General features: G+C 60.6%; 24 protein-coding genes and 1 pseudogene. 16 read left to right on the top strand and 9 right to left on the bottom strand.

Annotated elements, in window-relative coordinates; all coding sequences use genetic code 11:
* The first annotated feature begins 200 nt into the window (after nucleotides 1–200).
* The 9 genes from exaC (at nucleotide 201) to AC07SU_RS21070 (ending at nucleotide 9,632) form a co-directional block, all read left to right on the top strand.
* Complete coding sequence (exaC, locus tag AC07SU_RS21110) at nucleotides 201–1,721, top strand: acetaldehyde dehydrogenase ExaC (protein ID WP_176998548.1); 1,521 nt, start codon at nucleotides 201–203, stop codon at nucleotides 1,719–1,721.
* Nucleotides 1,722–1,929: 208 nt separating this feature from the next.
* The gene (gene eat, locus AC07SU_RS21105; protein WP_494998126.1) at nucleotides 1,930–3,363 is read left to right on the top strand and encodes an ethanolamine permease; all 1,434 of its coding nucleotides are present in this window, start codon (nucleotides 1,930–1,932) and stop codon (nucleotides 3,361–3,363) included.
* A 64-nt stretch (nucleotides 3,364–3,427) separates the two neighbouring features.
* Nucleotides 3,428–4,822: an ethanolamine ammonia-lyase subunit EutB gene (locus AC07SU_RS21100; protein ID WP_494998125.1), complete on the top strand. Its 1,395-nt coding sequence runs from the start codon at nucleotides 3,428–3,430 to the stop codon at nucleotides 4,820–4,822.
* A complete protein-coding gene (eutC, locus tag AC07SU_RS21095; RefSeq protein WP_494998124.1) occupies nucleotides 4,819–5,652 on the top strand; it encodes an ethanolamine ammonia-lyase subunit EutC in 834 nt (277 codons plus the stop codon). Before AC07SU_RS21100 ends, eutC begins: the two co-directional genes overlap by 4 nt.
* A gap of 92 nt (nucleotides 5,653–5,744) precedes the next feature.
* The gene (locus tag AC07SU_RS21090; RefSeq protein ID WP_176998552.1) at nucleotides 5,745–6,203 is read left to right on the top strand and encodes a GNAT family N-acetyltransferase; all 459 of its coding nucleotides are present in this window, start codon (nucleotides 5,745–5,747) and stop codon (nucleotides 6,201–6,203) included.
* A gap of 324 nt (nucleotides 6,204–6,527) precedes the next feature.
* Complete coding sequence (locus AC07SU_RS21085) at nucleotides 6,528–7,184, top strand: DedA family protein (RefSeq protein ID WP_176999306.1); 657 nt, start codon at nucleotides 6,528–6,530, stop codon at nucleotides 7,182–7,184.
* A 7-nt stretch (nucleotides 7,185–7,191) separates the two neighbouring features.
* A complete protein-coding gene (locus tag AC07SU_RS21080; RefSeq protein ID WP_494998123.1) occupies nucleotides 7,192–8,022 on the top strand; it encodes a M90 family metallopeptidase in 831 nt (276 codons plus the stop codon).
* A gap of 94 nt (nucleotides 8,023–8,116) precedes the next feature.
* On the top strand, nucleotides 8,117–8,644 hold the full coding sequence (ppa, locus tag AC07SU_RS21075; RefSeq protein ID WP_176999304.1) for an inorganic diphosphatase: 528 nt from the start codon (nucleotides 8,117–8,119) through the stop codon (nucleotides 8,642–8,644).
* Between the two features lie 214 nt (nucleotides 8,645–8,858).
* The gene (locus AC07SU_RS21070) at nucleotides 8,859–9,632 is read left to right on the top strand and encodes a LexA family transcriptional regulator (protein WP_494998122.1); all 774 of its coding nucleotides are present in this window, start codon (nucleotides 8,859–8,861) and stop codon (nucleotides 9,630–9,632) included.
* A 232-nt stretch (nucleotides 9,633–9,864) separates the two neighbouring features.
* On the opposite strand, the gene AC07SU_RS21065 is transcribed toward AC07SU_RS21070, so the two are convergent.
* Genes AC07SU_RS21065 through AC07SU_RS21030 form a run of 8 tightly spaced genes read right to left on the bottom strand, consistent with a single transcriptional unit; the run spans nucleotide 9,865 to nucleotide 15,882 of the window.
* On the bottom strand, nucleotides 9,865–11,022 hold the full coding sequence (locus AC07SU_RS21065; protein WP_494998121.1) for a glutathionylspermidine synthase family protein: 1,158 nt from the start codon (nucleotides 11,020–11,022) through the stop codon (nucleotides 9,865–9,867).
* A gap of 12 nt (nucleotides 11,023–11,034) precedes the next feature.
* Nucleotides 11,035–11,748, bottom strand: coding sequence for a DUF1190 domain-containing protein (locus AC07SU_RS21060; RefSeq protein WP_176999295.1), 714 nt, complete (start codon nucleotides 11,746–11,748; stop codon nucleotides 11,035–11,037).
* Between the two features lie 18 nt (nucleotides 11,749–11,766).
* Nucleotides 11,767–12,195: a DUF350 domain-containing protein gene (locus AC07SU_RS21055; RefSeq protein ID WP_178924304.1), complete on the bottom strand. Its 429-nt coding sequence runs from the start codon at nucleotides 12,193–12,195 to the stop codon at nucleotides 11,767–11,769.
* Between the two features lie 15 nt (nucleotides 12,196–12,210).
* On the bottom strand, nucleotides 12,211–12,885 hold the full coding sequence (locus AC07SU_RS21050) for a DUF2491 family protein (protein ID WP_494998120.1): 675 nt from the start codon (nucleotides 12,883–12,885) through the stop codon (nucleotides 12,211–12,213).
* Nucleotides 12,872–13,906, bottom strand: coding sequence for an ion channel (locus AC07SU_RS21045; RefSeq protein ID WP_494998119.1), 1,035 nt, complete (start codon nucleotides 13,904–13,906; stop codon nucleotides 12,872–12,874). Before AC07SU_RS21045 ends, AC07SU_RS21050 begins: the two co-directional genes overlap by 14 nt.
* A gap of 59 nt (nucleotides 13,907–13,965) precedes the next feature.
* Nucleotides 13,966–14,526, bottom strand: a complete 561-nt coding sequence (locus tag AC07SU_RS21040; protein ID WP_494998118.1) for a rhomboid family intramembrane serine protease — start codon at nucleotides 14,524–14,526, stop codon at nucleotides 13,966–13,968.
* 58 nt (nucleotides 14,527–14,584) lie between these two features.
* Nucleotides 14,585–15,283 (bottom strand): PspA/IM30 family protein, encoded by a 699-nt coding sequence (locus AC07SU_RS21035; RefSeq protein WP_176999290.1) that lies wholly within the window; start codon nucleotides 15,281–15,283, stop codon nucleotides 14,585–14,587.
* Nucleotides 15,284–15,300: 17 nt separating this feature from the next.
* Complete coding sequence (locus AC07SU_RS21030; protein ID WP_494998117.1) at nucleotides 15,301–15,882, bottom strand: YjfI family protein; 582 nt, start codon at nucleotides 15,880–15,882, stop codon at nucleotides 15,301–15,303.
* 371 nt (nucleotides 15,883–16,253) lie between these two features.
* Between AC07SU_RS21030 and ycaC the strand changes: the two genes are divergently transcribed.
* A complete protein-coding gene (ycaC, locus tag AC07SU_RS21025) occupies nucleotides 16,254–16,886 on the top strand; it encodes an isochorismate family cysteine hydrolase YcaC (RefSeq protein WP_176999289.1) in 633 nt (210 codons plus the stop codon).
* Nucleotides 16,887–16,946: 60 nt separating this feature from the next.
* On the opposite strand, the pseudogene AC07SU_RS21020 reads toward ycaC, so the two are convergent.
* Nucleotides 16,947–17,486: pseudogene (locus AC07SU_RS21020) on the bottom strand (DUF1016 N-terminal domain-containing protein); the annotation flags it as partial.
* Between the two features lie 188 nt (nucleotides 17,487–17,674).
* Here AC07SU_RS21020 and AC07SU_RS21015 point away from each other — a divergent pair.
* From AC07SU_RS21015 to dxs, 6 genes are all read left to right on the top strand, one after another.
* Nucleotides 17,675–18,319: an NAD(P)H-dependent oxidoreductase gene (locus AC07SU_RS21015; RefSeq protein ID WP_494998116.1), complete on the top strand. Its 645-nt coding sequence runs from the start codon at nucleotides 17,675–17,677 to the stop codon at nucleotides 18,317–18,319.
* Complete coding sequence (locus AC07SU_RS21010; RefSeq protein ID WP_494998115.1) at nucleotides 18,258–18,689, top strand: MerR family transcriptional regulator; 432 nt, start codon at nucleotides 18,258–18,260, stop codon at nucleotides 18,687–18,689. The genes AC07SU_RS21015 and AC07SU_RS21010 overlap by 62 nt, the downstream gene beginning before the upstream one ends.
* Complete coding sequence (locus AC07SU_RS21005) at nucleotides 18,686–18,907, top strand: FecR/PupR family sigma factor regulator (RefSeq protein ID WP_494998114.1); 222 nt, start codon at nucleotides 18,686–18,688, stop codon at nucleotides 18,905–18,907. Before AC07SU_RS21010 ends, AC07SU_RS21005 begins: the two co-directional genes overlap by 4 nt.
* Before the next feature lie 201 nt (nucleotides 18,908–19,108).
* A complete protein-coding gene (locus AC07SU_RS21000) occupies nucleotides 19,109–19,351 on the top strand; it encodes an exodeoxyribonuclease VII small subunit (protein ID WP_003176346.1) in 243 nt (80 codons plus the stop codon).
* A complete protein-coding gene (gene ispA / locus AC07SU_RS20995; protein ID WP_494998113.1) occupies nucleotides 19,348–20,235 on the top strand; it encodes a (2E,6E)-farnesyl diphosphate synthase in 888 nt (295 codons plus the stop codon). The genes AC07SU_RS21000 and ispA overlap by 4 nt, the downstream gene beginning before the upstream one ends.
* 110 nt (nucleotides 20,236–20,345) lie before the next feature.
* The gene (gene dxs, locus AC07SU_RS20990; protein ID WP_494998112.1) at nucleotides 20,346–22,244 is read left to right on the top strand and encodes a 1-deoxy-D-xylulose-5-phosphate synthase; all 1,899 of its coding nucleotides are present in this window, start codon (nucleotides 20,346–20,348) and stop codon (nucleotides 22,242–22,244) included.
* The last annotated feature ends 140 nt before the right edge of the window (nucleotides 22,245–22,384 follow it).

Genomic DNA, 22,384 nt, shown 5'->3' with positions numbered 1-22,384 from the left:
CACCGGTCACGAGCTGTACCGAAGGTGGCACAAACTGTCACACCCGTTGTACCAGCCCTGCCACAGCAGACCTTTGCAACAAACCCTAACCCCTTGATTTACCTGGCCTGCAAAGCGGTGGCCCAACCTTTGCTCTACGCTTGATAACGCGCTCGTTGCGCTGCACTCCCAATAAACATAAGAGCCAGGAGATACCCACCATGCGTTACGCACACCCCGGTACTGAAGGCGCCATCGTTTCGTTCAAGGCCAAGTACGGCAACTACATCGGTGGCGAATTCGTTGCGCCGGTCGATGGCAACTATTTCACCAACACCTCGCCGGTCAACGGCAAGCCCATCGCAGAATTCCCTCGCTCCACGGCCAAAGACATCGACAAGGCGCTGGACGCCGCCCATGCCGCCGCTGACGCCTGGGGCAAGACCTCGGCCCAGGACCGCTCGCTGGTGCTGCTGAAAATCGCCGACCGCATCGAACAGAACCTCGAACTGCTGGCCATCACCGAAACCTGGGACAACGGCAAGGCCGTGCGTGAAACCCTCAACGCCGACATCCCGCTGGCCGCCGACCACTTCCGCTACTTCGCCGGTTGCATCCGCGCCCAGGAAGGCACCAGCGCCGAGATCAACGAACACACCGCCTCGTACCACTTCCACGAACCGCTGGGCGTGGTGGGCCAGATCATCCCGTGGAACTTCCCACTGCTGATGGCCGCCTGGAAACTCGCGCCGGCCCTGGCGGCGGGCAACTGCGTGGTGCTCAAGCCTGCCGAGCAAACCCCGCTGGGCATCAACGTGCTGCTGGAAGTGATCGGCGACCTGCTGCCACCGGGCGTGCTGAACGTGGTGCACGGTTTCGGCAAAGAAGCCGGCGAAGCCCTGGCCACCAGCAAACGCATCGCCAAGATTGCCTTCACCGGCTCCACGCCAGTGGGCTCGCACATCATGCATGCGGCGGCCGAGAACATCATTCCGTCCACTGTTGAGCTGGGCGGCAAGTCGCCGAATATCTTCTTCGACGACATCATGAAGGCCGAGCCGTCCTTCATCGAGAAAGCCGCCGAAGGCCTGGTACTGGCGTTCTTCAACCAGGGCGAAGTGTGCACCTGCCCATCCCGCGCGCTGGTGCAGGAGTCGATCTACCCCGAGTTCATGAAAGTGGTCATGAAGAAGATCGAGTCGATCAAACGCGGCGACCCGCTGGACACCGACACCATGGTCGGCGCCCAGGCATCCGAGCAGCAATTCGACAAGATCCTGTCCTACCTGGAAATCGCCAAAGGCGAAGGCGCGCAGCTGCTCACCGGTGGCAAGGTCGAGAAGCTCGAAGGCGACATGGCGGGTGGTTATTACATCCAGCCGACCCTGCTCAAGGGCACCAATGAAATGCGCGTGTTCCAGGAGGAAATCTTCGGCCCAGTGGTGAGCATCACCACCTTCAAGGACGAAGCCGAAGCCCTGGCGATTGCCAACGACACCGAGTTCGGCCTGGGTGCCGGCGTGTGGACCCGTGACATCAACCGCGCCTACCGCATGGGCCGGGCGATCAAGGCCGGCCGCGTATGGACCAACTGCTACCACCTGTACCCGGCGCATGCCGCGTTCGGGGGTTACAAGAAGTCCGGCGTGGGCCGTGAGACCCACAAGATGATGTTGGATCACTACCAGCAGACCAAGAACCTGCTGGTGAGCTACGACATTAATCCACTCGGGTTCTTCTAACCAATAACCCCTCCCACATTTGAAATGCAATCAAATGTGGGAGCTGGCTTGCCTGCGATAACGGCGGGCCAGTTGGCCATGCATTGGCTGACACTCCGCTATCGCAGGCAAGCCAGCTCCCACAGTTTTAGATCTTCATAAGTACTTGCAAAACGCATTCGGCACAAAGAGGCCGGAATAAAACAATAACAACGGACGGTACTTTCCCATGCCTAGCGAACCGACTGGATCTTCTGTCGACTTCGAAAAAGTTGACTCCCACTACTTCCAACAACGCGAACTTAAAAAAGGCGCCGCCGGCTGGGTGCTGTTGGTAGGCCTTGGCGTTGCCTACGTGATCTCCGGCGACTACGCCGGTTGGAACTTCGGCCTGGCCCAAGGCGGCTGGGGCGGGATGTTCCTCGCCACATTGCTGATGGCCACCATGTACCTGTGCATGTGTTTTTCCCTGGCCGAACTGTCTTCCATGATTCCTACCGCCGGTGGCGGCTACGGCTTTGCCCGCAGCGCCTTTGGCCCCTGGGGCGGGTTCCTCACGGGCACCGCCATCCTGATCGAATACGCCATCGCCCCCGCCGCCATCGCGGTGTTTATCGGCGCGTATTGTGAGTCGCTGTTCGGTATCGGCGGCTGGATGATCTACCTGGCGTTCTACATCATCTTTATCGGCATCCACATCTTCGGCGTCGGTGAAGCCTTGAAGCTGATGTTTGTGATTACCGCCATTGCAGCGATTGCGCTGGGCGTGTTCCTGGTGTCGATGGTGCCGCACTTCAACGTGGCCAACCTGCTGGACATTCCAGTGACCGAGGCTAAGGGCGCCAGCACCTTCCTGCCGTTCGGTTATGTCGGCGTGTGGGCGGCGATTCCCTACGCCATCTGGTTTTTCCTGGCGGTGGAAGGCGTGCCATTGGCTGCCGAAGAAACCAAGAACCCCAAGCGCGACCTGCCCCGCGGCCTGATCGGCGCCATTGTGGTGCTGACCAGTTTTGCCCTGTTGATCCTGGTGATCGCACCGGGCGGCGCCGGCACCTACGCACTGGTCAAATCCGGCAACCCGCTGGTTGAAGCGCTGGCCTTGTCCTACGGCGGTTCAACGTGGATGGGCAGCTTCGTCAACCTGGTGGGCCTGGCCGGCCTGATCGCGAGCTTTTTCTCGATCATCTACGCCTATTCGCGGCAGATCTTCGCCTTGTCCCGCGCGGGCTACCTGCCGCGCAAACTGTCGCAGACCAACAAGAGCAAGGCGCCGGTACTGGCCCTGGTGATCCCCGGCATCATCGGCTTTGGCCTGTCGCTGACCGGCCAGGGCGACCTGCTGATCCTGGTGGCGGTGTTTGGCGCGACCATTTCCTACGTGCTGATGATGGCCGCGCACATCACGCTGCGTATCCGTCGCCCCAAAATGGAGCGTCCGTACCGCACGCCAGGCGGTATCTTTACGTCCGGCATCGCCCTGGTACTGGCCTGCGTGGCCGTGGTGGCGGGCTTTCTGGTGGACCCACGGGTGGTGATTGGCGCCGCGATCATCTATGGAGTATTAATTGCTTACTTTGCTTTCTACAGCCGGCATCACTTGGTAGCAGGCACGCCCGAAGAGGAATTCGCGGCGATCCAGGCCGCAGAGGCCGCCTTGCACTGAATGCCGTAAACCTCGACGCGGGCCCCTTGATCACATTGGGCCCGCATCGCCAAGGAGACACTGTATGGCAAGCTTTTCCCACGCGGTAGGCGCTCAAACCTACCGCTTCGACAGCCTCAAGGACGTGATGGCCAAGGCCAGCCCCGCACGTTCGGGGGACTTCCTGGCCGGCGTCGCCGCGCAGAACGACGGTGAGCGGGTGGCGGCGCAGATGGCGCTGGCGAATATCCCGCTCAAGCACTTCCTCGAAGAAGCGCTGATCCCCTATGAAAGCGACGAAGTCACTCGGCTGATCATCGATACCCATGATAAACAGGCGTTTGCGGTGGTCAGCCATTTGACCGTCGGCGGCCTGCGCGACTGGCTGCTCAGTGACGCGGCTGACGAACATTCCCTACGCGCCTTGGCGCCCGGGCTGACACCGGAAATAGCCGCCGCCGTGTCCAAGATCATGCGCGTGCAGGACCTGGTGCTGGTGGCGCAGAAGATCCGCGTGGTCACGCAGTTTCGCGGCACCCTCGGCCTGCGCGGGCGTTTATCCACGCGCCTGCAACCCAACCACCCGACGGACGAACCGGCCGGCATCGCCGCGAGCATTCTCGATGGCCTGCTCTACGGCAACGGCGACGCCATGATCGGCATCAACCCGGCCACCGACAGCATCGCCTCGATCTGCGCCATGCTGGAGATGCTCGACGCGATCATCCAGCGTTATGAGATCCCGACCCAGGCGTGCGTGCTGACCCACGTCACCACCTCGATCGAGGCGATCAACCGCGGCGTACCGCTGGACCTGGTGTTTCAGTCGATTGCTGGCACTGAAGCGGCCAACGCCAGTTTCGGCATCAGCCTGAGCGTACTGCAGGAAGGTTACGACGCGGGCTTGAGCCTCAAGCGCGGCACGTTGGGCCAGAACCTGATGTACTTCGAAACCGGCCAGGGCAGCGCCTTGTCGGCCAACGCGCACTTTGGCGTCGACCAGCAAACCTGTGAGACCCGCGCCTACGCGGTGGCGCGGCATTTCAAACCGTTTTTGGTGAATACGGTCGTAGGCTTTATCGGCCCCGAGTACCTGTACAACGGCAAGCAGATCATCCGCGCCGGCCTTGAGGACCACTTCTGCGGCAAGTTGCTCGGCGTGCCGATGGGTTGTGACATCTGCTACACCAACCATGCCGAAGCCGACCAGGACGACATGGACACCCTGCTGACCCTGCTGGGGGTTGCCGGGATCAACTTCATCATGGGCATCCCGGGCTCCGATGACATCATGCTCAACTACCAGACCACCTCGTTTCACGACGCCCTATACGCCCGCCAAACATTGGGTTTAAAGCCGGCGCCGGAGTTTGAACAGTGGCTGGCCAAAATGGGCATTTTCACGCAAGCCGACGGTAAGGTGCAGTTTGGCAACAGCCTGCCACCGGCCTTCCGCCAAGCCTTGGCGCAACTGGGATGAAGGAGCCGCCCGTGCAACTCGACCTGCCTGACAACCCGTGGCTGGAACTGCGCCGCCTGACCCCGGCGCGTATTGCCCTGGGCCGCACCGGCACCAGCATTCCCACCAGCGCACAGCTGGACTTCCAGTTTGCCCACGCCCAGGCGCGGGACGCAGTGCATTTGCCCTTCGACCATGCCGGCCTCAGCAGCCAGTTGGCCGAGCGCGGGCGCGACAGCCTGTTGCTGCACAGTGCGGCCACTGACCGTCACCTGTACCTGCAACGCCCAGACCTGGGGCGGCGCTTGAGCGATGAGTCGGCCCAGTTACTGCGCGATCATGCGTCGGCCAATCCCGGTGGCGTGGACTTGGCGGTGGTGGTCGCGGATGGCCTGTCGGCACTGGCGGTGCATAAACACACCTTGCCGTTTCTGACGCGCCTGGAGGAACAGAGCAGCGCCGACGGTTGGTCGTTGTCGCCGGTCATCCTGGTGGAACAGGGCCGCGTGGCGGTGGCGGATGAAGTGGGCCAGCTGCTGGGGGCCAAGATGACCGTCATTCTGATCGGCGAACGGCCGGGGCTCAGCTCACCGGACAGCCTGGGCCTGTATTTCACCTATAACCCCAAGGTCGGCCTCACCGACGCCTACCGCAACTGCATCTCCAATGTGCGCCTGGAAGGCCTGAGCTACGGCATGGCCGCGCATCGCCTGCTTTACTTGATGCGAGAGGCGTGTCGTCGGCAGCTGTCGGGGGTCAATCTCAAGGACGAGGCGCAGGTTCAGACCATCGAATCGGATGATCCTGACCTGATGAAAGGCAATTTCCTGCTCAGTTCACCGGATGACTGATTGCTGCATGATTGCGCTTTTTCGCGCCATTAGGCAGCATCGAGTCACGGCCGCTTGTGTGGTCATTCCCCCTTTGGAAGTTGAGGCCTGGCATGCGGATTACTCAAGCGACCCTGGAACACCTGGACCTGTTGACCCCGCTGTTCGTCAAATACCGAGAGTTTTATGGTGCCCTGCCCTTTCCGGACTCGTCGCGGGCCTTTCTGGAAAAGCGCCTGCGCCGCAAGGAATCGGTGATCTACCTGGCCCTGGCTGATGATGACGACAAGAAGCTGCTCGGCTTCTGCCAGTTGTACCCGAGCTATTCGTCGCTGTCGCTCAAGCGCGTGTGGATCCTCAACGACATCTACGTGGCCGAAGACGCCCGCCGCCAATTGGTGGCAGACAACCTGATGCGCACGGCGAAGAAGATGGCCAAGGAAACCCACGCGGTACGGCTGCGGGTGTCGACCAGCAGTGACAACGAAGTGGCGCAGAAGACGTACGAGTCGATCGGGTTTCGCGAGGACACGGAGTTCAAGAACTACGTGTTGCCGATCAGCGAAGACTAAGCCCAAACACCGCAAATCCCCTGGGCGAACTGGCTTTTGTAGGAGCTGGCTTGCCGGCGATAGCATCACCTCGGTCTCACCGATACACCGAAGTGCCTGCATCGCTGGCAAGCCAGCTCCTACACAAACCAATGCCGACAGGTGAACGGTGACAGCCGCTGCATCGCGACATCCCCCGCTACAAAACCAACACGCTTTTCACCTCTCAATCCGTATAATGCGGACCTCTCAGGGTTGTAAGAATCGCGACATAGACTTGTAGCCTTATTTCCCGACGCCCCCGCACAGGCCTGCTGAGCCGGGCCATTCACACAGGTGCCATCCATGGATTTCAACCCGCTAGACCTTATCCTGCATCTCGACGTGTATCTCGATACGCTGGTGAGGAATTACGGCGTGTGGATCTACGCCATCCTGTTCCTGGTGATTTTTTGCGAGACCGGCCTGGTGGTCATGCCGTTCCTGCCGGGTGATTCGTTGCTGTTTATTGCAGGCGCCATCGCCGCGGGCGGCGGCATGGACCCGATCCTGCTGGGCGGTCTGTTGATGTTGGCGGCGATCCTCGGGGACAGTACCAACTACGTGATAGGCCGAACGGCCGGAGAACGGCTGTTCAGTAACCCGAACTCGAAAATTTTCCGCCGCGACTACCTGCAGAAGACCCACGACTTCTACGACAAACACGGCGGCAAAACCGTGACCCTGGCGCGTTTCCTGCCGATCCTGCGCACCTTTGCCCCGTTCGTCGCCGGCATCGCCAAAATGCCCTACCCACGCTTCTTCGGCTTCAGCGTGTTCGGCACCATCATCTGGGTCGGCGGCCTGGTGACCCTGGGTTACTTCTTCGGCAACGTGCCGTTCATCAAGAAAAACCTGTCGCTGCTGGTGGTGTTCATCATCCTGCTGTCCCTGGTGCCGATGATCATTGGCGTGGCCCGCAGCCGCTTTGGTCGCGCGTCCTCCGAAGCCAAGTCGCAGTAATTTTACGATGTGGTCCCTCAGCGCCTGGCGTCGCCGGCGCCTGCTGGCCAAGCACCCGATTGCCGAGGACACCTGGCAGCGGGTGCGCCACCACCTGACCTTCCTCGACGGCATCAGCGCCGAGCAAGACCATTGGTTGCGTGAAGCCTGCGTGGTATTCCTCGACGAAAAACACCTCACCGCCCTGCCCGGCGTCGAGCTGCATCAGGAACAACGCCTGCTGCTCGCCGCCCAAGCGCAACTGCCGCTGATGAACCTGGGCGACCTCGACTGGTACCAGGGCTTCCACGAAATCGTGCTGTACCCCGACGACTTCTTAAGCCCACAACGCCACCGCGACAGCAGCGGTATCGAACACGAGTGGGACGGCGAACACAGCGGCGAAGCCTGGCAACAAGGCCCGGTGATCCTGGCCTGGCCCGGCGTGCTAGCAAGCGGCCAGTGGGAAGGCTACAACCTGGTCATCCACGAGCTGGCCCACAAGCTGGACATGCTCAACGGCGACGCCAACGGCCTGCCGCCGCTGCACAGCGACATGCGCGTGCAAGAGTGGGCCAGCGTGATGCAGAGCGCCTACGACGACCTCAATCGCCAGCTCGACGCCAACCCGGACGTCGAAACCGAGATCGACCCCTACGCCGCCGAAAACCCGGCCGAGTTCTTTGCCGTCACCAGCGAATACTTCTTCAGCGCCCCGGATTTACTGGTCAATAGTTATCCACAGGTGTACGCGCAGCTCAGCCGCTTTTACCGCCAGGATCCCCTGGCCCGCTTGACCCAACTGCAAGCCAGCGACGCGCGGTACCGGACTGAACCCCAGGCGCCGTACGACGTCTGACGCATGGCATCGGCGTTAGAATATGCCTATAATCGCCGCCACTTTTAGGCCAATCCGGCCATGTTTCATGGCCAATTAACGGGGGCAACGCCCAATGAGCTACAGCAAGATTCCGGCTGGCAAAGACCTGCCGAACGACATCTACGTCGCCATCGAGATTCCGGCCAACCACGCGCCGATCAAATACGAAATCGACAAAGACAGCGATTGCCTGTTCGTTGACCGTTTCATGGCCACCCCAATGTTCTACCCGGCCAACTACGGTTTCATCCCAAACACCCTGGCCGACGACGGTGACCCCCTCGACGTACTGGTCGTAACCCCTTACCCGGTTGCGCCAGGCTCGGTGATCCGCGCACGTCCAGTCGGCATCCTGAACATGACCGACGACGGCGGCGGCGACGCCAAGGTTATCGCGGTACCACACGACAAGCTGTCCCAGCTGTACGTGGACGTGAAGGAATACACCGACCTGCCGCCACTGCTGCTGGAACAGATCAAGCACTTCTTCGAGAACTACAAAGACCTCGAAAAAGGCAAATGGGTGAAAATCGAAGGCTGGGGCAACGCAGACGCCGCCCGCGCCGAGATCCTGAAGTCGGTCGCTGCCTACAAAGGCTGATACCCGCTCCTCATTGCCCCGGCAATAAAAAAAGCTCCGATCATTCGGGGCTTTTTTTGTGGGAAAAATTAAACGGCAAGTTCAACATTTTATAGATGATGTTTAATTGCCATCTCAAATAGAAGTATCGGGCTACAACTAAGCAAAGACCTACAGGCGCCGCTCAACGCATGGTTTATTTGATCTGTTCCCCCGGTCAGTAAGCTCTGCGTTTATGAATACATCAGGTGATCGCTTAAAAGCGCTACTACGGGAAGTCCACCTTTCCGCCTCCGACTTCGCCAAGAACCGCGGCGTCACGCCCCAACACGTGAACAACTGGTTCAAGCGCGGCGTGCCCATGGGCCGACTCAACGAGATCGCAGAACTGCTGTGCATCTCCAGCCGTTGGCTGCGCACCGGCGAAGGCCCCAAACACCCACCGGCCAACTTTTTGCTGGAAGGCCCCAACGCAAGGAACGCGCTCTCTGCCCGCGAAGACGCCGGCAAATACCTCACAGGCCCCGCCCCCAGCCCGGAAAAAATCGACGTGGAGATCGACCTCCACCCCTCCTTCACCTCCACCGAATGCATCCGCGTCACCCTGCACACCCTTCAGGCCCTCAACGTAAACCCCGACCGCGCCCTGGGCGCTTATATGGTCGACAACAGCATGATCGACATCATCCAACAAGGTGCCACCCTCGCCATCGACCGAGGCCGCACCCAAATCATCGACGGCGAAATCTACGCCGTAGAACACGACGGCATGCTGCGCATCAAATACCTCTACAACCGCCCAGGCGGTGGCCTGCGCATGCGCAGCCACAACGCCGGCGAACACCCCGACGAATACCTTACCTACGAGCAACGCTTCGAACAGAACTTCCAGATCGTGGGCTGGGTGTTCTGGTGGTCCACGCTGAATAACCGCCGCCCACCCGTGCCGCTGGATGAGCATTTATTGGGCTGGGAAGGCTCTAAATCGGATCCGGAGGTGGGCATTTGAGGTGAATGTGGGTATCATGCGGCCCACCTTTGGCAGGGGGTGACTTTGCGCTATCCACCCTGCTCGGCGAAGCGGAGGAGTTCCCGCGGATGCCCTTACTATTCAGCCCGACGCAACGTGGGCTGAGCGATTTGAAGGCTGGTGAGGTTTGTCAAAAACAAGCTGAAGCAGTCCCCGAGAAGCCGGCCACAAGCCGGCTTTTTAATGTCCGAAATAATCCTTACTAACGTCCTCAATCCAATATCAAATGCGGCAAAAACCGGCTCGAATCCTTGGTGATCAAACTATTGTCTTCTCGCACGCCAATCCCCGCCGCCTGGTCCCCAATCACCCAAGACCCAATCAGCGTATAGCTGTCCCCAAACTTCGGCAGCGGAGCAAACTCCTGCAGGATGAACGGCGCATCGGTGTAAGGCCCGTCCTCTTTCACGATCAGCCCGTCTGCCGTTTGCAGTTCAATGTTCGCCCCTTCCCGTGAGAAGAACGGCTTGCGCACCCAGCCTTTCGGCACGGCTTTGCCCGGGTCGGTATCCAGGTGCGACGCGAGTAGGTTGGGGTGGCCTTTGTTGTATTCCCACAGCAGCGGCAGGATGCCTTTGTTGGAGAGGATGGATTTCCACGCGGGTTCGAAGAACTGTGTGTCGCTCTGGGCGATCGCGGTGCCGAAGGGTTCGTGGAAGATGAATTCCCAGGCGTGCAGTTTGAACAGGTGGGGGATCCAGCGATCTTCGAGGTCGACGAAGCGGCCTTCGGCGGTGAGGCCGATGTCTTCGATGTCGATGTGGCGGGATTCGATGCCGACTTTTTCGGCGACGAGGCGCAGGTAGTCGGTGGTGCCTTTGTCTTCGACCGAGTCTTTCATCGAGGCGAAGTAGAACGGTTGGTTGATCTGCAGTTGGGCGAAGGCTTGGTGCAGTTTGGTGTCGATGCTGTTGAACTGGTCGGCGTGTTTGGGCAGCAGGCCGCGTTCGATGCATTGTTCCAGCCAGCCCCATTGGAACGCGGCAGCTTCGTAGAGGCTGGTGGGGGTGTCGTAGTTGAGTTCGAGCAGTTTGGCGGGGCCGGCGCCGTTGTAGGAGAAGTCCATGCGCCCGTACAGGTGCGGGTGGCCTTCGCGCCATGAGGTGCGGATCATGTCGTAGAACGGCGCGGGAATGCTCAGGCGTTCCAACAGTTCTTCGCTTTGGACCACGCGGGCGACGAGGTCCATGCACATGTCATGGATCTCGGTGGTTGGGTCTTCCAGGTCGTGCTCGATTTGCTTGAGCGTGAACTGGTAGTACGCGCTTTCGTCCCAGTAGGGTTCGTCGTCGATGGTGTGGAACAGAAAGCCGAGGCTGTCGGCGGTCTGTTTCCAGTCGTGACGTTCTGCGCAGTGGATTTTCTTCATGGCTCGCTTTCCTTAGCTGCTCGACCCGCCGCCGCCCCAGCCGCTGCGTGCGCTGGCCTTGCTGCCGAAGCCGCCACGGGAAGTGGCCGACGCAACGGTGCTGGATTTGTTGGAGGAGCGCAGGGTGTTCGAGTAGCTGCTGCTGCCGTATCGGGCCTGGTTCGAGCGGCTGAAGGTCGAGCCTTTGGAGACGCGCTGGCTGAGCGTTGAAGAACCGTAGTCGCCACGGTCATCGCGGTAGCGGTACACCGGCTCGGAGCGGTAGCTGTTGCGGTTGTTGCTCAGCATGTTGCCGATCAGCAGGCCGGTCAGCAGGCTGCTGGTGGAGAAGCCCGAGCCGCCGCTGTTGGCTTGCGCGCCGCCGACTTGGGCGTTGGCCGCGTCGACCTGGGACTGCGTCACCCGACCTTCGGCGGTCAGTTCAAAACCGCCCAGCCGGGGGATGAATTTGCCGGTGGAGTCTTGCTGGCACCAGTCGGCGACAAAGTCGGCATCGCAATCGGCCTGGTTGTCGTACACCGGCGCAATGCGGCGGTGTTCGGCCATGGCGGTCATGTAGGCGTCCGAGCAGACGTCCACCGGCAGTTTTTCATCGGCGCATTGCTGCACCGACTGAAAGTTGTACTTCTTCTGCAAATCGTAGGTTTTTTCCGTTGGCCCACAGCCGGATATCGCCATGGCGACCGACGCTGCCAGCGACAGCTGGACGTACTTGCTTCGTTTCATCGGGAGCTCCGTGGGCGATCAGTTCGAGGTTGGCGTCATGCACGCGGCATTCAACATGCCGACGCTGATGGCCACGGCCGCCACGTAGATGCCGGCCGCCAGCTCGCCGTTCTTGATGCGCTCGGACGTGCCCTTGAGCACCAGGCTGGTCAGCAGGAACGCCAGCAGTTGCACGACCGCCGCGATCACCGCCCAGACGACGAAGTCGAGGAGGCTGATCGAGTAGGCGATCACGTTGCTGGCCGGAATGGCGAAGCCGACGATGGCGCCGCCCAGGGCGACCGCCGCAGACACGTTGCCCGCACGGATCAGCTCGAACTCTTTGTGCGGGGTGATGCGGGTGTAGAGGAACTGGAACAGCACGAACAGGACGGCAGCCCCGAGGATGTAGAGGACAAACCCGAGCACGGCGGCTTTGTTCAGGGAGATGGAGAGAGCTTCTAGCATGAATGGCTTCCTTGTTTAGAGCGCGGTCAGGTCGGTTGTGTACAGCGAAATGCCCAGCGACGTGCTCAGGCTGATGGTGCCTTCGGCGTCTTCTTCGACGGAAAACAGCAGGAACTCGCGGCGGTCCGTCAGGCCGGTGTCACGGGCGTATAGCATCGAACGGTGCTCGACGCTGTAGGCCTCTTCGGGATTGACCACGTGTTCGGTCATCGCCACCAGTTCGGTCTGGCCCGCTTCGCTGCCCCACACACGGGTGAACTCGACGCCGTTGTGGGTGTAGGTCGGCAGCCCGATCGGGCTTTGTGGGCCGGCCAGCCGGCGCAGTTCCGCTTCGCTGCTGAGGGTGACGTAGCTCAGGTAGTTGAACAGGATAACCGACTCCACCTGCCCGGCGATTTCGCCGGTGGTGTGCACTTGCAGCCAGTAGTCTTCGTCGTTCATGTAATAGCGCGACAGCCAGGTCGATTGCCCGAGGTCGACGGTGCCGTTGCTCCAGATTTCCTGGGAGCCGGGGATGACGACCGAGGTTTTCTCGTCGAGCAGCAATTTGAGGCTGGAGTCGAACATCACGCCTTTGCCCGGTGCCAGGCCCAGCGGGCCGGTGTTCGGCAGGGTTTGGCCGGCCGCCTGGTGCGACTCAGGACGCGCGTTCGGGGCTTCAAGCCCCATCAACTGTTTAAACCATCCCATTGGAAATGTCCTTGAGGCGGGTGGAGGCGATGTAAAAGAGTTCGCCGCCCTCAACGCGTGTGGCGCTGGGCGGGTTGATCGAAGGTTGCTGGGCGCCTTTGGCGCGGTAGCCGATGAGGGTGGCGTTGTGATGCTCCTTCATGCGGCTGTAAAGATCGCCGAACGTGGCTTCGAAGGCCTCGGGCAATTTCATCAGGTATTGGGTGGCGCCTTGGCCTACGCACAACAGCTCATTGATGACGACTGACGAGCCCGGGTCCTGGGAAGCACGCACCAACATCTCGATGGCCATGCTTGAGGTGCACTCCAGGCGCGGCGCGTAGGAGCTGGCGAGTGCGGCGATTTCACTTTCATTGAAGTGGGCGACCACATGGCCGACGGGGCTGAGTTGGTTCACCGCCAGCACGGTGGCGAGTGTCAGGTCGTCCGACGGGGTTCGCACCAGCACACGTTCGGCACCGGGCACACCCGCACGCAGCAATAACGCGGTGGACGACAGGCTTTCACCACGGATGAACGCCGCTTTGCCGGGCATGGGGTTTTCTTCGAGGGTGCAGTCGCAAATGACGATCAGGTTGTCGTTCGAGGTTTCGTCTTGCAGCAACAACTCGATGACCCGCTCGCTGGGCGCGCCTTCCCAGCCGATGAGCACCGTGTGGCCGATCTTGCCGGTGAAATCGCCTTTGCCCTTCATGCCTTTTCTCCATGCATCGATGACACTGCTGGTGGTTTTGCCGATGGCCGCCGTCAGCAGCGCAATGCCGCCGAGCATGATCCAGGCGGCCACGAACACTCGTCCGGCTGAGGTCTGCGGCGCGAGGTCGCCATAACCGACGGTGAGGGTGGTGGTGAGATAGAAGTAAATAAACGTAGCGAGCGTGGTGAGGTGCCGTTCGCCCAGTAGCACCAGGCCCAGGTACGCGGTGCTCAGGTGTACGCCCAAGGCGATGACCAGACCTGCCCAGCCGAAACGGTGAAAGAGGGAGGAGGCGTACAGGCGCAACAAAAGAAAAATCGACATTTTGCCCCTGATTCCCTGGGTAGTTGCCATCGTCTCGGCGCCTGGATGCTCCAGTGCGCTCAGCCGGCATTAAACCTGCTGCGCGGTGCAGAGAGAAGTACCTTGGCTGCAATAAATCCGGCGAGCGCACCAAACAGATGCCCCTCGAACGAAACGCCCTGGCGCGGCAGGAAGCCAAAGACCAGCCCGCCATACAGCAGTGCCACGACCCCGGCCGTGATCAGGTTGGTCCAGCTCCTGTGGAACCAGGCACGCGACAACAGGTAGGCCCACAGCCCGAATACCCAGCCGCTGGCGCCGATGTGCACGCCACTGAAACCGAACAGCCAGACCAGCGCGCCGCCGAGCAGAATGATGATCATGCTGACGGTCACGAATCGGTTGAACCCTTCGATCATCACCAGCGTGCCCAGTACCAAAAAGGCAATCAGGTTCGCGCTCAGGTGAGCCAAGGACCCGTGTAAAAACGGTGAAGTGAGGATGCCGAACAGGCCCGGCACCGTCCTGGGGATCAAGCCAAAGGCCATGAGGCTGTAACCGGTCGCCACATTGAACAGCTGCAGTGCGACCATCAGCAGGGCAAGGCCTGCGATCATCTTGAAACCCTTGAGGGCGTCCATCCTGACCTCGACGTAAAAAGAAAGGGCCGAGAATAGGCCCTCCCTGTTGCGGCATTATTTACTCAGCCGACTTCTGCTTCAGGCGCTCCAGAATCGCATTGGCGCTGCCTTCGTTCGGCGTGATGCCGGCTTCGCGCAACTTGCGTTCCAGGTCAGTCCCCGTCGAGGCCTCGGCCAGTTCGTCCTGGGCTTCCAGTTCAGCGGCGCGTTGCTGCTGCTTGGCTTGCAAGCGGTTCAGCGTGCCAACGGCCGTCTCCAACTTGCCGTTGGCGCCGCCACTGGCGATGGACGCGCTGACCTGAGCCTTTTGCACGCTTTCACGCGCCTTGGCCATGTCCACTTGCTGGCGCAGGCTTTTGATCCGGCTTTCGGCCTTGGTGATGTCCTTACGCATGCTGTCGGCGTAACCACCGAATTCGGCGGCTTGCTTCTGCTCGGCGTCGCGCTCGTTGGTCAGGGTCGAAATGGCTTCGGCCACTTCGAGGGCCAGGTCTTCGCGGTTGGCCTGGATGGCGGCCATCGCCTTGGTCTCCAGGTCCGTGATCTTGGCGTCGTACTCGCCGACGCGGTCATTGGCCAACTTGTGCTTGGCCATGATGCTGACCAGCTCACGCTTGGCGTTGGCCAGCGCGGTGTCGGCATCGCGGATTTCCTGGTCGAGGATGCGCAGGGCTTGTTGGTCGACGATCGCTTCGCCGACTTCGCTGGCACCGCCACGCAGCGCGGTGAACAGTTTGCTCCAGATGGACTGAGTCATCAGATACTCCCGAATACTTAATTGAAGAAACGTTCGAAGGCTTCGCTGGCGCGCTGCACGTTGTCGACGAGGGTTTTCACCTCGGTCACGATGTTGGTGAGGCTGGAGTCAGAACTCAGCGCACCGAACATGTTGTAAACCACTTGCCCGTTGGGCATGGACTCGATGCCGATCGACGACAGCGGGAACATTTCCCGGCTGCGCAGCACGGCGTCATTGAATTTTTCGACGTTGTTGATGGACTCGACGTCGACCAGCACGGTGTCGACGATGATCTGCTCACCCACCACCGCGATATAAATCGGCAAGCCGCCGAAGTCGTTCATTTCCAGCTTGATGCTGGACTCCGAGCCTTGAACCAGAGAAAGCGTGATGTCGTTGGAAACCACTTCGTCCAGGGCCTGCAGCGCCGTGAACAGTCGATCGATGTTCCAGTTAGTGCCTGCGCTCATGTAAATCTCCGACATGATTGAGCCAGCCAGAATCGGCTGGCGGAGCTGTTTCTCCATCTGCTTGAGCAGGCTTCGGTTTTCGGGAAGCACCCAAGTCTCGTGTTTCACATAACCGGCGGCCGCCAGGCCCGCGCGCATCTGCTTCATGTAGAAGCTCGATGGTTTTTTCGCGGACGGTTTCAAGCGCTCTCCCTGAAGGCTTGCTGAATCGGTATCGGGCCCTGCGGGCTGGCCCGATGGAGAGCTGCTTTTCATGGTGCTGACCTCGTTGTGAAAAACTCACGCGTGAGAAAATCTACAGGCAATTTTTACAATGCTCAATAGCTCACGCGTGAGATTTTTTGTCTCACATTTCCCCGCGACGAACACCATCAGAACCGCTAGTAGCCTGGCAATTGTCTCTTCTGAGTTGACGATATTACCTGTTCCAGCCGATTTATCCCTCATCGCCTGCCCATTAATCTGTGCCCATGTTGAACGCAACGCCAAACCCACTTAAACAAAAAAGGATTTCAACCATGAGCACTCCAACCTACAACCGCTTGAACAAAGACGACGCCATCGTATTGCTGGTCGACCACCAAACCGGCCTGATCTCACTGGTGCAGGACTTCTCGCCAAACGAATTCAAGAACAACGTGCTGGCCCTGGCGGACCTGGCCAAGTTCTTCAACCTGCCGACCATCCTCACCACCAGCTTCGAACAAGGCCCCAACGGCCCGCTGGTGCCCGAGCTGAAAGAGATGTTCCCGGACGCGCCGTACATCGCCCGCCCTGGCCAGATCAACGCATGGGACAACGAAGACTTCGTCAAGGCGATCAAGGCCACCGGCCGTAAGCAGATCATCATTGCCGGTGTGGTCACCGATGTGTGCGTAGCGTTCCCAACCTTGTCGGCGCTGGCGGAAGGGTTCGAAGTGTTCGTGGTGACTGACGCCTCGGGCACCTTCAACACCACGGTGCAACAGGCGGCCTGGAGCCGGATGACCCAAGCGGGCGCGCAACTGATGAACTGGTTCTCGGTGGCCTGTGAGCTGCACCGCGACTGGCGCAACGACATCGAAGGCTTGGGGAACCTGTTGTCCCAACGTATTCCCAACTATCGCAACTTGATGAATGGGTACGCGGCGCTGACGGCGCGTAAGGACTGATTAAAAACCGCACACAAAGCCTGCCCTGAAAAGCAGGCTTTTTGTTTAGTGCGCCGCCAACTCCCGCGCAATCTGCTCGATGCTTGGCAAATTGGGGGGACTTTCAAAATTGCTGACAGCTTTGCCGCTGTGCTCCAGCAAGCGGTTTTCGATGTGCACCACCAGCGAGTTACGCGACCAATTGTTTTCTATCGCCTGGGCGATGTACCAGCGGCGGGTTTCGGGGCCTGGGAGTTTGTCGAGCAATGCCAGATGGTGATACCAGGGCAATTGTGCAAGCACCTCTTGCACAAATTCAGGGTCTGGCCACGCCTCGGCAAAAGCGCGCATGTACTTGAGGTTACGCGGCGAAAACCCCTTCATGTTGGGAAACGCCACGCGCAAATCCTGGGCAAGTCGATCAATAACTTTGCTACCCCAGCCCTGCTCCGCCTGGCGGGTCAAAATGTCGTGGCCAATCTGCCAATAGAGCAACACCAATTCCCGATTCACGGCCAGTGTTGCACGTTGTTGCGCCGTGTGAATTCGGCCTTTCAAGTCCGTCAACCAGTCGCTGTAGCCCGCAGGCGGTGTGGTCAAGCCGATACCGGGTTCGCTCATGCCGTTTCGCTCTTTGAGTGTTGAGGCAGGCTAGTCAGGGGCATTGACGGCCACAAGGGGCCAAGAACGCTCAAGGAAGAACCTTTCAAACAATACCGAAATGCCCTGCTGGCCATGGCGGCCCTACGCCTTGACTCTCCCCTATACGGCAGCCCTTACCCTGAAATACTCTATTTCAGGATCCACCCATGACGCCGCGCACCCTGGTTATCCTTGGCCATCCTTCAACGTCCAGCTTGTGTTCCGCACTGGCCGATACCTACATCCAGGCCGCAAAAATCGCCGGCCATGAAGTCCGCGTCCTACGCTTGGGCGAGCTGGTTTTCGACCCCAATCTGCACAGCGGCTACACCCAACTCCAACCGTTGGAACCCGACCTGCTCAGCGCCCAAGCCGACATCCTATGGGCGAGCCACCTGACCTTCATCTATCCCATCTGGTGGGGCGGTATTCCGGCGTTGATGAAGGGTTTCATTGACCGAATCTTCCTACCCGGCTTCGCCTTCAAATACCGCAAGGGCAAGGCTTTCCCCGACAAGCTGTTGCTCGGCCGCACTGCACATTTGTTGGTGACCCTGGACACGCCGCCGTGGTATTACCGCTGGTTCTATCGCATGCCGGGCGTCCACCAGATGCGCAAGACCACCCTGGCGTTTTGTGGCATCAAGCCAGTCAAGACGCTGCTGTTCGGGCCGGTGCTGGGCTCTACGCCGGCGCAGCGAACAAAGTGGTTGAAGCAAGCGGGCACACTCGTTGAAAAAGGGAGTTTTCATGTACATCGGCAAAGCCGCGCAACTGTCGGGCACGACCGTCAAGGCGATCCGTCACTATGAGGCGATCGGGCTGCTGCCCACGCCGCAACGCCAGGGGCAGTACCGGGTGTATTCTGCGCAGAGTGTCGAGCGGTTGATGTTTATCAAGTGTGCGCAGCAACTGGGCTTCAAGCTCAAGGAGTTGCAGCAAACCCTGCAGGACCACCCGGGCGATGTGCTGCCATGGGAACGTGCCGACCAGGCCATCGCTGCCAAGAAACAAGCGTTGGCCACGCAGATTGCGACCTTGCAGAAAATGCACGAAGGGTTACAGGCCTTTGAGGCACAACTTAAGGATGCGCAAGGGCAACACTCGACGCCAACCGCGCTGCAGGGCAATAAGGCCATGGCCCATTGCGCGGTGGTTATGCAAGCCAACGAGTCCCGATGAGCAGTCAGCCAAGCCCCCCCCCAACCTCCGAACGCGATCAGCAAGCATTGGATTGGTGGACACGACTGCGCAACGATGACGTCACCGCCCACGAGCGCAATGCGTTCGAGCTGTGGCGCGTGGCCCCTCTGATTGCCAACGCCTACAAAAATGCCGAGATGCTCTGGCGCTTGCTCGAACGGCCTGCACACGCGCCGGGGTGTATTCGCGCCGCGTAACTTGATGACGGGTTTCAAGTACGATTTCGGACCAGCGCCTGAAAGAACCGTGAGCCGAATAAAGTCGCTAATCGGCTCATTTAGTGAGCCGAATAACTTTTTTATTCGGCTCATGACCTTGCTCGACCACCCCGCTCATTTGCCCAGAACCCCCATGTCTGCTAGTGTCGCGCCCGTTTACCGTCTACCGGAATAGCCGCCATGGCCCGCAAAAAAGTTGCACTCGATTTCGAACAATCCCTCGCCGACCTGCAAACCCTGGTCGAGCGTCTGGAGAACGGCGAGTTGTCGCTGGAAGACTCGTTGACAGCGTTTGAGCAAGGCATCGGCCTGACCCGTGACTGTCAAAGTGCCCTGGCGCAGGCGGAGCAGAAGGTGCAAGTACTGCTCGAACGTGACGGGGAGTTGGCCGAAGAACCTTTCGATGCGGAACAGCCAGAATGATCGACGCGTATCAGGCCAGTAGCCAAGCCCGGGTCAATGCGGCGCTTGCGCCCTTGTTTGTTCCGCCAAGCCCGGAAATGAACCGCCTCTATGAGGCCATGCGCTACAGCGTGATGAACGGCGGCAAGCGCGTGCGCCCGTTGCTGGCCTATGCCGCGTGCGAAGCCCTGGGTGCGCCGGCCGAAGAGGCCAATGGCGCCGCCTGTGCAGTGGAGCTGATTCACGCCTATTCCCTGGTGCATGACGACCTGCCGGCGATGGACGATGACGACCTGCGTCGCGGCCAGCCCACCACCCACAAAGCCTTTGATGAAGCCTATGCGATCCTGGCCGGCGACGGTCTGCAGAGCCTGGCGTTCAGCGCGTTGCTGGACCCGGCCTTGAGCAGCGTCAATGCCGAGATTCGCCTGCGCATGGTCACCAAGTTGGCTCACGCAGCGGGCCCGGCCGGTATGGTCGGCGGCCAGGCCATCGACATGGGTTCGGTCAGCCTCAAGCTCGACCAGCAAGCCCTGGAGTACATGCATCGCCACAAGACCGGCGCGCTGATCGAAGCCGCCGTGGAGCTGGGCGCACTGGCCAGCGGCCAAGCGACCGCTGCGCAATTGGCCGCCCTGCAGACCTACTCCCGCGCCATCGGCCTGGCCTTCCAGGTGCAGGACGACATTCTCGACGTAGAAAGTGACACCGCCACCCTGGGCAAACGCCAAGGTGCCGACATCGCACGGGACAAACCGACTTATCCTGCGCTGCTTGGGCTGGACGCGGCCAAGGCCTACGCCCTGGAACTGCGCGACCAGGCCCTGGACGCCCTGCGACCTTTCGACGCGGCGGCCGAGCCACTGCGTGACCTGGCGCGGTATATCGTCGAACGCCGCCACTGATAACGGTGGCCTTTACGGCCGCATATCGGCCAAGTTCGGCGCTCTGCGTGGGCAGTTTGCGATGCTTGAGGTAAACTGCCGCCTCTTCTATACCTATAACGATTCGCCTGATGCCCACGACGTTTCAAGAGATTCCCCGCAAGCGCCCGTCCACGCCCCTGCTTGACCGTGCTGTCACGCCGGCCGGCCTGCGTCGACTGGGTGAAGCCGAGCTGGAAACCCTGGCCGATGAGTTGCGCCTGGAATTGCTCTACACGGTCGGCCAGACCGGTGGGCATTTCGGTGCCGGCCTGGGCGTCATCGAGCTGACCATCGCCCTGCATTACGTGTTCGACACCCCGGATGACCGGCTGGTGTGGGACGTGGGCCATCAGGCGTATCCGCACAAGATCCTCACCGGTCGCCGCGAGCAGATGGGCACCCTGCGCCAGAAGGACGGCATTGCCGCCTTCCCGCGTCGCTCCGAGAGCGAGTACGACACCTTTGGCGTCGGCCACTCCAGCACGTCCATCAGTGCAGCGCTGGGCATGGCCATTGCCGCCCGCCTGCAAGGCAGCGATCGCAAGGCGATTGCGGTGATTGGCGACGGCGCGTTGACCGCCGGCATGGCGTTCGAAGCGCTGAACCATGCGCCGGAAGTGGACGCCAACATGCTGGTGATCCTCAACGACAACGACATGTCGATCTCGCGCAATGTCGGTGGCCTGTCCAATTACCTGGCAAAAATCCTCTCCAGCCGCACCTATGCCAGCATGCGTGAAGGCAGCAAGAAGGTGCTCTCGCGTCTGCCCGGCGCGTGGGAAATTGCCCGTCGTACCGAAGAGTACGCCAAGGGCATGCTGGTGCCCGGCACCCTGTTCGAAGAGCTGGGCTGGAACTACATCGGCCCGATCGACGGCCACGACCTGCCCACCCTGATCGCCACGCTGCGCAACATGCGTGACCTCAAGGGCCCGCAGTTCCTGCACATCGTCACCAAGAAAGGCAAAGGCTTCGCCCCGGCGGAAGTCGACCCGATTGGCTACCACGCCATCACCAAGCTGGAACCCCTGGACGCCCCCGCCGCTGCGCCGAAAAAGGCCAGCGGGCCTAAGTATTCCGGTGTATTCGGCGAATGGCTCTGCGACATGGCTGCGGCCGACCCGCGCCTGGTGGGGATTACCCCGGCGATGAAGGAAGGCTCCGACCTGGTGGCCTTCAGCGAGCGTTTCCCGCTGCGCTACTTCGACGTGGCGATTGCCGAACAGCACGCGGTGACCTTTGCGGCCGGCATGGCCTGCGAAGGCGCCAAGCCGGTGGTGGCGATCTACTCCACCTTCCTGCAGCGCGGCTACGACCAATTGGTCCACGACGTGGCGGTACAGAACCTTGATGTGCTGTTCGCCATCGACCGCGCAGGCCTGGTAGGCGAAGACGGCCCGACCCACGCCGGCAGCTTCGATTTGTCCTACCTGCGCTGCATCCCCGGCATGCTGGTGATGACGCCGAGCGATGAAAACGAACTGCGCAAGATGCTCAGCACCGGCCACCTGTACAACGGCCCGGCCGCCGTGCGCTACCCACGCGGCAACGGCCCGAATGCGGTGATCGAGAAGGACCTTGAACCTATCGAGATCGGCAAAGGCATCGTGCGTCGCCAAGGCAGCAAGACCGCGTTCCTGGTGTTCGGCGTGCAATTGGCCGAAGCCATGAAAGTCGCCGAGAAGCTCGACGCCACCGTGGTCGACATGCGTTTCGTCAAACCCCTGGATGAAGACCTGGTGCGTGAGATTGCCGGCAGCCATGAGCTGCTGGTGACCGTCGAAGAGAACGCCATCATGGGCGGCGCCGGTGCGGCCGTCAGCGAGTTCCTGGCGCGGGAGAACATCCTCAAGTCGGTGCTGCACCTGGGCTTGCCGGATGTGTACGTCGAACACGCCAAGCCGGCGCAGATGCTGGCCGAATGCGGGTTGGACGAGGCCGGGATCGAGGCGTCGGTTCGCGAACGCCTGGGCTTGCTCAACCTGTAAACACCATACCTGTAGGAGCCGGCTTGCCGGCGATAGCATCACCCCGGTCACCCTGAAAAACCGAGGTGCCTGCATCGCAGCGGTGCGGCGACCCGACGAGCCAGCTCCCACAGTGGTTTTGCATTGCATTTGAATGCTAT

Source organism: Pseudomonas sp. GW821-FHT05H12, from assembly GCF_059419385.1.
The sequence above is the reverse complement of the archived record's forward strand: the minus strand, read 5'-3'. Positions and strand labels throughout refer to the sequence as shown.

Coding starts and splice junctions, on each gene's coding strand:
- AC07SU_RS21085 (WP_176999306.1), top strand. CDS start 6,528: ATGGATTTCAACCCGCTAGACCTTATCCTGCATCTCGACGTGTATCTC.
- eutC (WP_494998124.1), top strand. CDS start 4,819: ATGAAGGAGCCGCCCGTGCAACTCGACCTGCCTGACAACCCGTGGCTG.
- AC07SU_RS21100 (WP_494998125.1), top strand. CDS start 3,428: ATGGCAAGCTTTTCCCACGCGGTAGGCGCTCAAACCTACCGCTTCGAC.
- ppa (WP_176999304.1), top strand. CDS start 8,117: ATGAGCTACAGCAAGATTCCGGCTGGCAAAGACCTGCCGAACGACATC.
- AC07SU_RS21005 (WP_494998114.1), top strand. CDS start 18,686: ATGAGCAGTCAGCCAAGCCCCCCCCCAACCTCCGAACGCGATCAGCAA.
- eat (WP_494998126.1), top strand. CDS start 1,930: ATGCCTAGCGAACCGACTGGATCTTCTGTCGACTTCGAAAAAGTTGAC.
- ispA (WP_494998113.1), top strand. CDS start 19,348: ATGATCGACGCGTATCAGGCCAGTAGCCAAGCCCGGGTCAATGCGGCG.
- AC07SU_RS21090 (WP_176998552.1), top strand. CDS start 5,745: ATGCGGATTACTCAAGCGACCCTGGAACACCTGGACCTGTTGACCCCG.
- AC07SU_RS21040 (WP_494998118.1), bottom strand. CDS start 14,526: ATGGACGCCCTCAAGGGTTTCAAGATGATCGCAGGCCTTGCCCTGCTG.
- AC07SU_RS21070 (WP_494998122.1), top strand. CDS start 8,859: ATGAATACATCAGGTGATCGCTTAAAAGCGCTACTACGGGAAGTCCAC.
- AC07SU_RS21035 (WP_176999290.1), bottom strand. CDS start 15,283: ATGACTCAGTCCATCTGGAGCAAACTGTTCACCGCGCTGCGTGGCGGT.
- AC07SU_RS21010 (WP_494998115.1), top strand. CDS start 18,258: ATGTACATCGGCAAAGCCGCGCAACTGTCGGGCACGACCGTCAAGGCG.
- AC07SU_RS21055 (WP_178924304.1), bottom strand. CDS start 12,195: ATGCTAGAAGCTCTCTCCATCTCCCTGAACAAAGCCGCCGTGCTCGGG.
- AC07SU_RS21030 (WP_494998117.1), bottom strand. CDS start 15,882: ATGAAGCAGATGCGCGCGGGCCTGGCGGCCGCCGGTTATGTGAAACAC.
- AC07SU_RS21045 (WP_494998119.1), bottom strand. CDS start 13,906: ATGTCGATTTTTCTTTTGTTGCGCCTGTACGCCTCCTCCCTCTTTCAC.
- AC07SU_RS21015 (WP_494998116.1), top strand. CDS start 17,675: ATGACGCCGCGCACCCTGGTTATCCTTGGCCATCCTTCAACGTCCAGC.
- ycaC (WP_176999289.1), top strand. CDS start 16,254: ATGAGCACTCCAACCTACAACCGCTTGAACAAAGACGACGCCATCGTA.
- AC07SU_RS21000 (WP_003176346.1), top strand. CDS start 19,109: ATGGCCCGCAAAAAAGTTGCACTCGATTTCGAACAATCCCTCGCCGAC.
- AC07SU_RS21060 (WP_176999295.1), bottom strand. CDS start 11,748: ATGAAACGAAGCAAGTACGTCCAGCTGTCGCTGGCAGCGTCGGTCGCC.
- AC07SU_RS21080 (WP_494998123.1), top strand. CDS start 7,192: ATGTGGTCCCTCAGCGCCTGGCGTCGCCGGCGCCTGCTGGCCAAGCAC.
- AC07SU_RS21050 (WP_494998120.1), bottom strand. CDS start 12,885: ATGGGATGGTTTAAACAGTTGATGGGGCTTGAAGCCCCGAACGCGCGT.
- exaC (WP_176998548.1), top strand. CDS start 201: ATGCGTTACGCACACCCCGGTACTGAAGGCGCCATCGTTTCGTTCAAG.
- dxs (WP_494998112.1), top strand. CDS start 20,346: ATGCCCACGACGTTTCAAGAGATTCCCCGCAAGCGCCCGTCCACGCCC.
- AC07SU_RS21065 (WP_494998121.1), bottom strand. CDS start 11,022: ATGAAGAAAATCCACTGCGCAGAACGTCACGACTGGAAACAGACCGCC.